Source organism: Paenibacillus baimaensis (assembly GCF_025567575.1).
This window is the reverse complement of the sequence record NZ_JAOQIO010000099.1, coordinates 126,464-139,535: the sequence shown is the minus strand read 5'-3', so window position 1 is coordinate 139,535 and position 13,072 is coordinate 126,464. Positions and strand designations below refer to the sequence as shown.

The window sequence follows — 13,072 nt, the reverse complement described above, 5'->3', positions numbered from 1 at the left end:
TTGTCCCGAAGGGGCCAAAGCGCCCCGAGAACACATAGTCATGCAAACCAGCACCACACCAAAAGTCGAGCTTGTCCCGAAGGGGCCAAAGCGCCCCGAGAACACATAGTCATGCACACGAGCACCACACCATAAGCCAAGCGTGTCCCAAAGGGACGAAAGCGCCCCGAGAACACATAAGTTTCGCACACAGTAAGGGAGTCCAGAGGGTAGCGCCCTTTGGGGCCCTCCCTTTGGGAGGGTTTGGGAGGGAGATTATTTTTTATGCGTAAATGGAACGGACTATTAACTTTATTCAGCTTAATCAGCGGGATTATCGGATTTGTAATCGGAGAATACATCCTTGACCGCTGGGATGGAACGATTCACGAAACGTTACTGATGGGCCTGTACTTCGGCCAATTTGCATTGGTGGTAGGTTTGGGCTGCCTGCTGGCCGAAATCATTTCGCCACAGCTGAACGGGAAAAACTGGAGGCTGCGTTATGCCAATGAAGGCTGGAAATTTCTCGTTCCGGCGACACTAGTACTGTTGTTTGCTGCGGGAGCCCTGTTCCAATGGGGTTATGGTTTACAATTAGGTAACAACGACAAACCGCAGGATTATGTCCTGCTTATTGATATGTCGGAAAGTATGAAGACCAGTGATCCGCAGAAACAAAGTATTCAAGCTGCGCAAGCCTTGATCAATAAGATGGACGATGGAAAGCAGGTCGCGGTGTTCACATTTAATGAACAAACCCAATTGATTGCGCCGTTGACCAAGCTTAAGGATCCGGCAGCGAGAGCACAGCTTACAGCGAAGCTGAGCGCGATCGGAGCGCCTATAGGCCAAACGGATATCGGAAGAGCGCTGGATACAGCGATGGAGCATCTGACCAAGGAACGAATAGCCAACCGTAAGGCGGCCGTAATCCTGATCTCCGACGGATACAGCGATATGAATGAGTTCAAGGTTCTTACTCCCTATGAGCAGCAGCGAACCCAGATCCATACTGTGGGGATTGATTCCACACAAGTAGAGGGTAATCAACTGCTGCAGCGTATTGCCGCGCAAACAAACGGCACCTTTCATGATGTGAAGCGGGTGGAAGGCGTCGCCAACGCATTCGATCAAATATACCAAAATGGGCAACGTTGGCATTTGGTAAACGAGCGTGCAGGTACAGCGGCAGATGGGTATCACGGCTGGCTGCGGATCCTATTGATTCTCTTGATAGGCGCACTTCTCGGCCTGGCACTCGGTATCGTATTTGACAATCGTTTCCTGGCGAAATGTTTTGCCATTGGAGGGGCTTTGGGAGGCCTGATCGCAGGCGTTATACTGGAAACCGGATTACAGGGATCCGTTGAGCCTTTTATTGTCCGTGCTTTCGCTGATGTGGCACTTGCTTTGGTGCTTTCATTATCTACGGTACTGATAGCGGTAGGTGGCCCAGGTGGCTCTGGAACGGGAAGAAATGGATTTCGCAAAACAGCTTTGGAGCAGCCGATTCGTGGCGAACGCCAAGGCCGTGAGACGATACGCAAGCAATTCCGTTAAGCAGCTCTTGCGGCGAATTCGGGTCTTATGCTTGGGGACTCATGGTTTTAATGAAGTTATTAAAATGGGGGGCTGATTTCTTTTGCAGTGGGAAGAGCCTGAAATGCAATACCGAATTGTAAAGGCAGCCAGTCAGGCTCTGGACGGGGAAAGTGTTGTCACCTGGCAGTGGCCGAAGCATGTGGAGGCCGTATATGTATACAGCTTCCCGGATGGTACAGAGCAGGAGCCAGAGGGGCTGGAATCGAAGCGACTGAAGCTGTTCACCCGGGAGGAATATAAAACAAGGTCCGGCTATCGGGAGCGCATCGAGCATATCGGTGTGCAGGGTTATCGGATATTTCCTTGCCTGATTCGAGGCGGTCAGCCAGTACCATTAAAGCAGATCGATCGTGAAAATTATACACGTGTCAGTGGGGGAAAGGCCAAGCTGAGTTACTCTATTAAATATGGAAATAAATGGTTTAGTAAATATAAATCGGTGCAGATTCAGCTATTTTGTGAAATGGCGGTTCCGCAGAACGCGCTGTGTTATGTGAAGAAGGAAGGGGCGTCCCCTGTGAACAAGGAGGATGGCATTGCGTACCCCTTCCTTAATGATTTTGCCGCAGGCAATCATCGGCTTCCCGAGATTGAGATTGGGAAAAATGAGTTTATCCGACTGTTTTTTACCGATGGTAAAGCTTTTGGGGAGCTTTATGAGTTAATCGCCGAGTAGCGATGGCTTATGATGGCTTGCGAAGCTGGGTTCTGTTAATTTTGCAGTCAGGTGAAAAATGAGCGGAGCGTCCAAATTTTCCTGTAGAAGCGTAAGCGTTCGCCTTTGTTTCCGTAACTTTACCGCTAATTGTCTTATAAAATCAAAAAGATACGGAAACAACAGCGATCGGAAGGATATTTGGACGCGCAGCGGAACTTATTCACCGCAGTAGCATATTTTCCATAAAAGATTGAAGGAGGGAAGGTCCATGTTGGATTTTTTCAAAAAAATGTTTGATAAAAAGCCGCCTGTCAAGGAACGGCCTCCATATTACAGTATTGTGTGCCCGCATTGCTTCAGCAAATTTGAGCCGGACGAAGTCGTATTCCGCGCAAGTCATGTCAAGGAGCATGATGATGATTTTATGCTGCAGGAGGATCGCAAGCTTGCTGATTGGCGGCGTAAATTCAATCTATCGCAGGTGGATATGGAAGCGATCATTGATCCTCTCACGATTCCCGACGAGAATAAAACCTACATCCAGAACGTGCTGGTAGCCGTGACCGACCGTTATGGTGAAGAAACCAGAAGACGTTTGTGCCCGGACTGCCATAACGAGCTGCCGATTTCGGCTGGCAAGGTTCCGAGTAATATCATCTCGATCGTCGGTGCCTCACAGGTGGGCAAGTCGGTCTATATGACGTCTTTGATCCATACGCTGCAAAATACGACAGCTTCCAACTTCAACGCAGCCTGCATGCCGTTGAGCGCAGAAATCAGCCGCAAGTTCAGACAAAATTACCACGAGCCGATATTCGAGCGCGGCAGCATGCTGCAATCGACGAATCCCAATGAGCAGCAGGAGCCGTTCATTTTTCAATTTGTATTCAAGGATGAGCGGGAAGCGCCGCTGACGCTTGTGTTTTTCGATGTGGCTGGAGAGGGCATGGTGGAGCGTGACTACCTGGATATCTACGCGGCGCATGTCAAGAATTCCTCGGGGATTTTGTTTCTGGTCGATCCGCTGCAGATCCGGAGTATTCGCGATAAAGCGCGTATCCATATCGGGGAAGAGGAAGGCGAGTTCGCCAACCGCTATGACGAGCCGCGCGAGGTCGTGATCAGCCTGTTTGAAAATTTTATCGCTCACCAGCATAATAGCAAAACCGATATTCCGACGGCGATTGTCCTGACCAAAAGCGATATGCTGACCCATTTGATGGAAGAGGACAGTGAATACATCAGGCCGAACAGCAATGTCTTCCGTAATGTAGTGCACAAGGGATTTTTGAACAAGACAGAATTTGAAAATATTAACGGGGAAATCAGTCGTTTTATCGAAAAGGTAGATAGGCCGTTTAAGGATGCGATTGATGTGTACTTCAAAAACACGGCTTTTTTCGCGGTGTCGGCATTGGGCGCAAATCCGGTTAAAAGCCAAATCACCGGGGTGATTAATCCGATTCGGGTTGATGAGCCTTTTATATGGCTTTTGTACCAGCTTGATTATGTGGCTAGGAGAGATGCAACGTGATGGATTCGCGTAAACCGATACAGCAGCAATATTTTACACGGGATCGCGAAGGGGTTTTCCGAACGAATGAGGGCTTCGATACGGTAGCCAAATCGGATGGACTGGATTCAGCATTTATCAAAACCACCTTGAACCCCTTCTGCGTCTATAAAGCACCCAAGGAGCTGATGGGAAGGAACGAGGAGAACGTTGCTCTGTATCCGGAATCTCTTGTCGTCTTTCACGCCGATAATGGGGATATGGTTTTAAGCCGTAGCTGTTATGTAGGGGCTGATTTTACAGGGCAGCGCAGCGCGTCGTTCACGCATCAGTTCGTGGTGCCGAAGGAACGGAAGGAAGCTTTCCTACGCGAGCCGGAGCGAATTTTGCAAATTGACAGCTTTCAGAGCGCTTATGATATCCGAGAGGGCAAGGTGCTTCCGGAGCTTGATGATATCGGGTACAACAAAGCTGTCCGCAGCCGCAGCATTGATCGAACGGAGCTGCTGCTGTCCCGGCTCGGTATTGATCAAATTCGTTACCAGCAGCTCGTATACGCCGTGATGGCCTCTGTAGCCAACAAGAAAAAGAACTATATCGTGCTGGATACGGATGTTACCGATAGCGCCGAGCTCGCCAAAGATTTGCTGGATTTGATCTACCGAAGCATTCCTTATTCAACACGCCGTCATCTGGGCTTTATGACCTTCAGCAGCGAGCCAGAGGGCAAGCAGGGCTTACATATTGTTTTTGTGGAAAAGGGCGGTATTCGCCAGCCGGACCGAAATGTAGAGCGAGAGCACTTATTTGATTTTTCCAATCAGCGATTCATTAACACTGAGCTTCCGGCGCAGGAGCATTTCCTTCTGGATACGATCTGGAAGCAGCGGCATACATTGGATCAGCTTGATCCTTTATTTGAATTCATTGAAGAAGCGTTGCAGGGAACACATAATCAAGCGGCAGTAAAGGTGCAGACATATTATGACCTCCACACCTTGTATGAAATCGAACAGGGCAATGAAGCGCTGTATGAGGCTAATCGTGATGCTGCGCTGCAAGGAATTATTTCCTATGTGAACGCGGAGACCGTGGGCAGCAAGGTAAGGCTGAACCAGTTATTCGTCTCGCTGCTGCGCAGAGACCTGATGAACGGCGATTTTTTGCCATCATCGGATTACGTTAAATATCTGCTGCAATATTTCGCATTCGCCGATGAGGGCGTCAAATCCCTACTGAATTCCTGCTTTATCATCTTGATCAGCCGGGCTGCCAATCGTTCTGAAGAAGGCATGAGCGAAGCCGCGCAAATCTTTGATCAACTGCTTGGACGGGATTCATTGTTTGATTCGGTGATGAGTGGATTGTACACCCAGCAGGCCGGAACGGCGGAGCGTTATGTTGCTTACCGTATGGCGAAGGCAGTAACGGTCAATGCACTTATGGAGGAGATCCGATTCTGGATACAGCATGGTGAAAGCATCGTGCAGCAGCGTTTTTTTGCCAATGAGGTACTGAAAAAGGTGAAAAAGCTGCTGCAAACGGACTCCGTTCATAAGCGGCTGGAAGCGGCCAATGTCTTGTATCGGTATTTTGACGAACTGCCTGAGCGATCAGGCAAGCAGCAGTATGAGGATTTTTGCGGCCAGCTGAAGCTTGAGATTCGCCTCGATCTGCTGGATACTCTACAGCCGGGCAATTTGGAGTTCGAGGATATCGTACAGCTGGGCTTTATGCTGGAAAAGGTCGACCAGGAGTTGAACAGTCATCTGGACAAACGTCAGAAGCAGACGGTCCACCTGCTCAGTACGATCTACAAGGTGCTGCTGATGTCCAAAAGAGAGGACTCCGAGCTTGTGAAAGCCATCGACAGGCTGGATACGCTCGATCTCGAACGAATACAGGAATATTTGAAAAAGCTGCTGTTTACACGTGTCGGTCCTGAGCATTTTAGTAAAATCGCCTATGCCTTCTATCGCCCCAGTCTGGGACATGCCTCAGGCTATGAAGCAGAATTTGATTATTATGGGCTGCTGGAATATATCTCCTCGACGACCCACGGCTCTCATACGATCTATGATTTCCTGGTTTGGTCTGCGGAAGACACACGATTTTTAAATATGAGACAAGTGATGGATGCGAATTACAAGGCTGCGGTCAGCAAATATTTTGATAATCATGATCCCCGGGCGTTCAGGGATAAAGAAGTTAAACAAAAGCTGTTGGCGACTCCGAATGAAAGCTTTGTCACTTTTTTCAAAGCAGTCAAGCTTCGGCAGTCGGGCAAGCTGGTTCGTTTTGCTGTCAAAAATAGACGTAAGCTTGTCAGGAGCGGGCTTGTTATCGCCGCACTTGTCATCCTGCTGGTCGTGTTCCGTAACCCCATTTCGATGATGATCGCTTATTTGGGACCTGCGCCTGTGATTGTGGTGGAGGCACTACCTGCGGAAGCCACTGCCTCTACTGTAACCTTGCAAGCGAGTGCGAATAACGCCGATCCGGAGATCAAGCTGTATGTCAATGAGCAGTTGATCGGAAGCGGTAAAATCAGCACCACCGTTGATTTGCAGGATGGTGTCAATGTATTTGAATTCAAGGCGGTGAACCGCGGCGGCAAGTCGTCCGAGGTTATCAAGAAGCAGGTTTCGTACGCGATGCCAGCGCCTATCGTAACCATTGAAGCTACGCCTGACACTACACGCAACAGCTCCATCCAGCTTAAGGTAGGTGCCGCGGATATACATGATCCGAGTCCGACCATCTTTATAAACGGACAGGCTGTCGGGCAAACCAGCGTGAGTAAATCTGTTGAGCTGAAGACCGGAGAGAATATAATTGAAATTAAAGCAGCGAACAAGCAGGGCAAAATGAGTGAACCGATTCTGAAAAAAATTAAATATGAGAAATAAATTAATTTAACAAAAAAGATTCATACATTTAACATTTGGTTTATATACTAATAGAATGTTGGATACCTTACTTGAAAGGATGAATCTTATGGAAATTATTAATCATATTAATTATACGGACCAGAATGATCACATATACTGCTGTTTACGCAATCGGGTTGTGAAGCTAAATCAAGATCAGCAGGAGCAATTTTGCCAGAGCTGCAAAATGTTCGCTGGTACCGCAGGCGGACGTGGAGTTGAGTGTGCTTGGGAGGATGTTCGCAATGTCAGCAACCCTCATGTGGTTATCGATCCGGCGAAAGAGTTTATTTCAAACCAGAGGCGAGTTGTGTTTCAGGAAAATTGGACTAAGCGTGCTTCCTATTGCGGATGAGATCGATAAGGAACCTTCGTATAAAACTATAAAAGCGATGTCGGCCCTCTTCTGATGAAGGGTGTTGGACATCGCTTTTTTATGTACTTACTGGATTACACAACACAAGGGAGGATTTTGACATATATTGTCGAAATACGTAATTATAATATCGAAGAGATCAGATCATAGAGCTGTTTGCCAATCAGAAGGGTCGTAACTGCGATAAAGAGCGGTTTAACATAACTGGCACCATGACGGATCGCTAGACGAGAGCCGACAAGCGCACCCGCAATCATGGCAATGCCCATGGGAAGACCATAACCAATATGAACCGAACCGAGCAGCCAGAAGGCTAACAGGCTCGCTACATTGCTGGCCAGATTCAATACCTTGGCATTGCCTGAGGCACCAACAAAATCAAATCCGAGCAGCAGGAACAGGAACAGCAGGAAGGACCCGGTCCCGGGGCCAAAGAAGCCATCATAGAAGCCAAGGGCGAATGCGCATAAGGCCGTTGCCAGCTTGATCGTCGGTGTCATCGGACGCGGTGACGTGAGTGCCCCCCAGTTTTTGCGCATTAAGGTGTAGATGAGCAGCAGCACCAGCATGCAAACTACGAGCGGTCTTAAGAATGCGGATGGAACCAGATGCACCGTATAAGTACCAAGCATGGCGCCAATGAACGATAGAGGAAATAAAGCAAGCGTCAGCTTTCCATTAATTTTTCCGGAAAATAAGAAGGACAGTGTGCTGGTGATCGAAGCCAAGGTGCCTCCCAGCTTGTTCGTTCCAAGTACCATACTGGGAGGTAGACCCGTGAGCAGAAGTGCGGGCACGGCAATGAGTCCGCCACCGCCAACCACGGAATCAATGAATGCTGCGATAAAGCCCGCGGCGAGTAAAAACAATAACATATCGGTCGAAGGAAATTCCATGGTCGTACTCCTCTGTCAGTTGTTAATTCTTGAGATTGATAAAGCCGTGTTGAACAACCTTTATAACCAAGTATAGGTAAAGTTCTATAGCTGCACAATACCCATTCCAAAGCAGGTGAACAGAAGATGTTATCCAAATTCCGATCACGCACAATTAAGCAGCATTTTCTGATTTGGTCGGTAACGATAATTGTTATATTTGGTTTATTTATTAATGCGGCATTTTATTGGATCTATACGAACAATATTCATGAGGAGGTCAACGAACAGCTAGCCGAAAAGTTGACACTGCAATCCCTCTACATCAACCGTTGGCTGGATGAGAGATCAGCCGATATTTATCAGATGTCTCGAAAGCAAGACGTAAAAGAAGTGAATATTGACCATATGCAAAATGACTTTGTGACCTTTATTAACAATCAGTCCGAGTTCGGGGATCTTGGCTTTGTGAATACGGATGGTGATATCCTCGTTAGTGCAATGCGACCGCAAATGAGAATGAATGTCAAGAACCAGGCTTTTTTTGAGCAGGCAATCCAGGGGAAAATGTATATTTCCAAAGTTGTATTCCCGAGAATAACAGGTGATCCGATCATTGTCTTCTCCTCACCTGTCTATAATGTCGACAATGAGCTGCAGGGACTGATTTATGGATCGGTTAAGCTGGGGACGATTTCGCGGACGGTACAATCCGTGCATTTTGGACGAGCAGGTGAGCAATATTTGATTGATGGCTCAGGTATGCTCATCACGGAAGCGCGTTTGGATATGCAGAAAGTATACGGCAGGGATAAGATTGATACGGAAATTTTGCAAAGAGCGTTGGCGGATTCCAATGAGGACACAATCTACACCAATTATCGTGGGGAAGAGGTAATCGGTTCCTATCAATGGACGAAGGATCGGCGCTGGATTATTGTAGCGGAGCTGAAAACCAGTGAAGTATTTGCTGCACGCTCTAATATCATGTGGGTTTTTGTGCTGATCACTTTGTGCATATTGGTTGCCAGCTTGTATGGCATTGTCCTGGTAACGAGGCGTGTGGAGAGACCACTTGAATTTTTGCTGCAAGGTACCAAGGTACTGAAGGAAGGTCATTATGATTATCGGATTGACCCGAGTGTATTCAAACATGCGCCTGTCGAGCTGAAGGAATTGTGTGACACCTTCAATATGATGAGCCTTAAATTAAAAAGCACGGTAAGGCTGCTCGAGGATTACGCGTTGATTGATGCGCTGACTGAGCTGCATAATCGTCGATATCTGGCACAGGAGGGCAGTAAAATCATTGAGAAATGTATCGAAACTCAGCAGCCCTGTGCGATCATGATGATTGATGTCGATTATTTCAAAAAAGTGAATGATACCTACGGTCATCAGGTTGGAGATCGCGTTCTGCTCCATATAGCCAAAATTCTAAAGCTGCAAACCCGACAGACCGATTTGGTAGCGCGGTACGGAGGCGAAGAGTTTACGGTGCTGGCACAGCAAACCGATTTGGAGCAGGCGATCCTTATAGGTGATGCAATCCGTAAGGAAATTGAAAATAAGCCCTACATTGAAGAAGAGCTGCATATTCCTCTCACGGCCAGTGTAGGTATCGCCCTGCTGCCGTTTGTTGCGGAAGCCGATTTGACGGTGGATACCCGATTGAGCAGTCTCGCAGAAGCTGCTGACCGTGCACTATATAGAGCGAAGCAGGGTGGGCGCAATCGTATAGAGACTAACACAGATTGGATACCCGCCTAGACCAGCTAGCTTTTTTCGATTGCACAATCCCTTCGGACATGGTATTCTTCATGCGTAACCTGCACAAGCGGGTGCGCCGCAGGCGAATTATATAACTTGGAAAGGTGTTGTTCACGTTGATTCACAAGCTGGAGCATATTGGCGTTATGGTAAAGGATATGGATGCCTCGATCCGTTTTTATACCGAGGTATTGGGATTGAAGCTGGTCAAGCGTAAGGCGCTGGCTGATGGAGTGGAGCTGGGTTTCTTGTCTTTTCCTGACTCGGACCAAGTGGAGATCGAATTAATCGGACGCGGTCATGACGGCCTTCCGGACAATGGCATTGTTCATCATATTGCATTTACTGTGAGTGATATTCAAGTGGAGATCGACCGTCTGAAAAGCCACGGAGTCCGATTAATGGACGAAACTCCTCGAACGATTCTGGATGGCGATCTTATCGCTTTTTTCTTTGGTCCTGATGGCGAACGACTGGAATTCTTTCAGCCTGCTGCCAAATAATTATTTTTTTAACTATTTATTTATACCAAACCGTCCGGAGTTCAGTATTCATGGGCGGTTTTTTTATATTCCATTTTTTGTTGATTTTTTTCGCTGTTTCAGAAAGCACACAAGGTGTAAATAAAAAGGAAGGTCTGATTACTTAGACACGTAACTGCATATTTTGTCGCAATTCATCTTCGGATCAGTTTATAATAGAAGTATATTTTTTGGAATGGAGGGTTTCGTGTGGCGAAGGCACAAGTGGATGATCATTCGTTTTTTGAACATGTATATACATCTGCACCTGTGGGAATTGCAATCGTGTCCATTCAAGGCGAATGGTTAAAAGTGAATCCTGCCCTGTGCAGCATCCTTGGATATCATGAGCAAGAATTAATGAATCGACCCTCTAACGAAGTAGGGTATAACGACCATACATTCTTAGACGATCACCAGGTTCAACCATTATTATCTGGAGCTGCGGCATCCTTTGAAAGTGAGAAACAGTTGGTCCGCAAGGATGGCAGCATCGTTTGGGCATCGCTGCACGTTTCCCTCGTACGAGATGAGCAAGAAGGCACACCGCTTTATTTCATTACGCATCTGAGTGATGTGACCGACAAAAAAGTGAAAGAGCAAAGTTTGCTGAAAATCGAGCAGCTGTATACGATGATCTCCGAAAATGCCCAGGATTTGATTTCTTATTCAACCCCGGACGGGATTATACGCTACTGCTCGCCTTCTATTACTGATTTGCTGGGCTACAGGGCGGATGAGATTGAAGGTAGTGCCAATTTGGAATTGTACCATCCTGACGATGTGTTGATGTTGCAGGAGAGTACCTTTTCTGACGAGGATACCTTAACTTACCGAATTCTGCACAAAAACGGCAAGTATTTGTGGTTCGAAACTTCATATAAAAAAGTTCGGGATGAACAAGGCGAAATCAAGTGGGTTCTCGGTATTGGTCGTGATATTACGGAGCGCAAGAAGCATGAGGATAATCTGGCAGAGGCGCAGCGTATAGCATTATTGGGCAGCTGGGAGCTGGATATTGTCAGCGAAGAATTGATGTTATCCGATGAAATCTACAACATGTACAATTTGACCCGCGATCCGCAGCCTATCCGCATATTCAAGTTTATTAATCTGATTCATCCTCTGGATCAACAACAGTTTATAGAACATCTGGAGCATACCAAGAAAGGGCATGAATTAGATAAAGAATTCCGGCATTTGCATTTGGATGGAACGGTCAAATATTTGCATGTGCGTGGTTTTCCAACGATGGACAGCAGCGGCTCACCACTGAAATTAAACGGTACCATTCAGGATATTACCGAGCATAAGCATGTTGAGCTCAAGCTGCAGGAAAGCATAGAACGTTACACGTCGCTTAAGAAGTATAACCATGATGCTGTATTTTCGCTCGATTTGGAAGGTAATATTATTAATACGAATCAAAAGGCGGAGCAGGTTACCGGTTTTGTTGTATCAGAGATGGCAGGAGAGAACTTTTCCAGATTCATTGGCAGCGTTAATCTCAAGAGGAAGCTTTCCGCTTTAGTGGAAAATGGCAACTCTGAGAAGGTTATCGATAAGATTACCCATAAAACTGGATTAATCATAGAAGTGTTAACAACCGTTGCACCTATCATCGTGAATGAGGCAACTGTCGGTTACTATATTATTGCCAAAGATATTACGGAACAGAAGAAACTGTTGGTTGCCAAGGAAGCCGCAGAAAAAACAAACAAGGCTAAAAGTGAGTTTTTAGCCATGATGAGCCATGAAATACGTACGCCCATGAACGGAGTCATCGGGATGACGCATCTGCTGCAGGACACGACAGCGCTGGATGCCCAGCAAGAAGTGTATGTCGAGATTATCCGAAAAAGCGGCAACTCCCTGCTGGCGATCATCAATGATATTCTGGATTTTTCCAAAATCGAATCGGGTAAGACAGACCTGGTAGAAGCTCCACTGGATATACGTGAATGCATCGCTGAAACACTTGACGTTCTCTCCTCCAAAGCGTCTGAAAAGCGTCTGGAAATGACCTATTCAGTTCATTCTCATGTGCCGAGCGTACTTGTTGGTGATGCTGACCGCCTTAAGCAGGTATTGATGAATTTGATTGGGAATGGAGTCAAATTCACATATTCGGGAGGTGTCTCCATAACCGTTGAGAAATGGCTGCACACTTCGAATTCACTGCATCTTCGTTTTACGATCCGAGATAGTGGTATAGGGATTCCTGAGGATAAAGTAGGTCAGCTGTTCCAGCCCTTTTATCAATTGGATCATTATATGACACGTAAATCGGAGGGTACGGGGCTCGGGCTTGCGATCAGCAAGAAGCTGATTGAAAAAATGGGTGGAGATATCTGGATAGAACCAACGACTGGCCCGGGTGCGACCTTTGTATTTACGGTTGCGCTTAAAGAAGAGAAGCCAAATAAAGAAGTCGGTCTCAGTGAGTCAGTAAAGGAAGAGAAGGCTGTACAAAGATACTTGAAAATCCTGGTGGCCGAAGATCACGAGATTAATCAACTGGTTTTAAGAAAAATGCTGGAGAAGATGGGTCACACCGTAACGGTAGTGGAAAATGGTAAAGAGGCTATTGAAGCCGTGACCTTTGAAGAGTTTGACCTGATTTTTATGGATGTGCAAATGCCTCATATGAACGGCTTGGATGCTACCAAGGCATTGAAAAGCATTCCGATACGTGGCACTTTTCCTGTTATCATTGCAGTTACGGCTAACGCCCTCACGGGGGATCGGGAGAAATGTATGGAAGCCGGCATGGACGATTACATTAGCAAGCCCTTCAAGCGCGAGTTGATTTCAGACAAGATAAATAAATATTTTCCGATTTAGG

At 46.8% G+C, this 13,072-nt stretch carries 9 protein-coding genes; 8 read left to right on the top strand and 1 reads right to left on the bottom strand.

The annotated features are described in order from the left end of the window. The first annotated feature begins 264 nt into the window (after nt 1-264). The 5 genes from OB236_RS29370 (at nt 265) to OB236_RS29350 (ending at nt 7,040) form a co-directional block, all read left to right on the top strand. Complete coding sequence (locus OB236_RS29370) at nt 265-1,542, top strand: vWA domain-containing protein (protein ID WP_262687097.1); 1,278 nt, start codon at nt 265-267, stop codon at nt 1,540-1,542. Between the two features lie 103 nt (nt 1,543-1,645). Next, nucleotides 1,646-2,260 (top strand): hypothetical protein, encoded by a 615-nt coding sequence (locus OB236_RS29365; protein ID WP_256711242.1) that lies wholly within the window; start codon nt 1,646-1,648, stop codon nt 2,258-2,260. Nucleotides 2,261-2,510: 250 nt separating this feature from the next. After that, nucleotides 2,511-3,776, top strand: coding sequence for a TRAFAC clade GTPase domain-containing protein (locus OB236_RS29360; protein ID WP_076229824.1), 1,266 nt, complete (start codon nt 2,511-2,513; stop codon nt 3,774-3,776). Then, the gene (locus OB236_RS29355; RefSeq protein ID WP_262687109.1) at nt 3,776-6,664 is read left to right on the top strand and encodes a GAP1-N2 domain-containing protein; all 2,889 of its coding nucleotides are present in this window, start codon (nt 3,776-3,778) and stop codon (nt 6,662-6,664) included. The genes OB236_RS29360 and OB236_RS29355 overlap by 1 nt, the downstream gene beginning before the upstream one ends. Nucleotides 6,665-6,752: 88 nt before the next feature. Next, nucleotides 6,753-7,040 (top strand): hypothetical protein, encoded by a 288-nt coding sequence (locus OB236_RS29350; protein ID WP_262687096.1) that lies wholly within the window; start codon nt 6,753-6,755, stop codon nt 7,038-7,040. A 143-nt stretch (nt 7,041-7,183) separates the two neighbouring features. On the opposite strand, the gene OB236_RS29345 is transcribed toward OB236_RS29350, so the two are convergent. Continuing rightward, the gene (locus OB236_RS29345; protein ID WP_262687094.1) at nt 7,184-7,957 is read right to left on the bottom strand and encodes a TSUP family transporter; all 774 of its coding nucleotides are present in this window, start codon (nt 7,955-7,957) and stop codon (nt 7,184-7,186) included. A 126-nt stretch (nt 7,958-8,083) separates the two neighbouring features. Here OB236_RS29345 and OB236_RS29340 point away from each other — a divergent pair, with 126 nt between their 5' ends. The 3 genes from OB236_RS29340 to OB236_RS29330 all read left to right on the top strand — a co-directional run bounded on the left by OB236_RS29340 (nt 8,084) and on the right by OB236_RS29330 (nt 13,071). Next, complete coding sequence (locus OB236_RS29340; RefSeq protein WP_262687092.1) at nt 8,084-9,706, top strand: sensor domain-containing diguanylate cyclase; 1,623 nt, start codon at nt 8,084-8,086, stop codon at nt 9,704-9,706. Nucleotides 9,707-9,822: 116 nt separating this feature from the next. Beyond that, complete coding sequence (locus OB236_RS29335) at nt 9,823-10,209, top strand: VOC family protein (RefSeq protein ID WP_076229829.1); 387 nt, start codon at nt 9,823-9,825, stop codon at nt 10,207-10,209. Nucleotides 10,210-10,437: 228 nt separating this feature from the next. Continuing rightward, nucleotides 10,438-13,071, top strand: coding sequence for a PAS domain S-box protein (locus OB236_RS29330; RefSeq protein WP_262687090.1), 2,634 nt, complete (start codon nt 10,438-10,440; stop codon nt 13,069-13,071). Nucleotide 13,072: the final 1 nt, after the last annotated feature.

Coding starts and splice junctions, on each gene's coding strand:
- OB236_RS29345 (WP_262687094.1), bottom strand. CDS start 7,957: ATGGAATTTCCTTCGACCGATATGTTATTGTTTTTACTCGCCGCGGGC.
- OB236_RS29340 (WP_262687092.1), top strand. CDS start 8,084: ATGTTATCCAAATTCCGATCACGCACAATTAAGCAGCATTTTCTGATT.
- OB236_RS29360 (WP_076229824.1), top strand. CDS start 2,511: ATGTTGGATTTTTTCAAAAAAATGTTTGATAAAAAGCCGCCTGTCAAG.
- OB236_RS29370 (WP_262687097.1), top strand. CDS start 265: ATGCGTAAATGGAACGGACTATTAACTTTATTCAGCTTAATCAGCGGG.
- OB236_RS29355 (WP_262687109.1), top strand. CDS start 3,776: ATGGATTCGCGTAAACCGATACAGCAGCAATATTTTACACGGGATCGC.
- OB236_RS29350 (WP_262687096.1), top strand. CDS start 6,753: ATGGAAATTATTAATCATATTAATTATACGGACCAGAATGATCACATA.
- OB236_RS29365 (WP_256711242.1), top strand. CDS start 1,646: ATGCAATACCGAATTGTAAAGGCAGCCAGTCAGGCTCTGGACGGGGAA.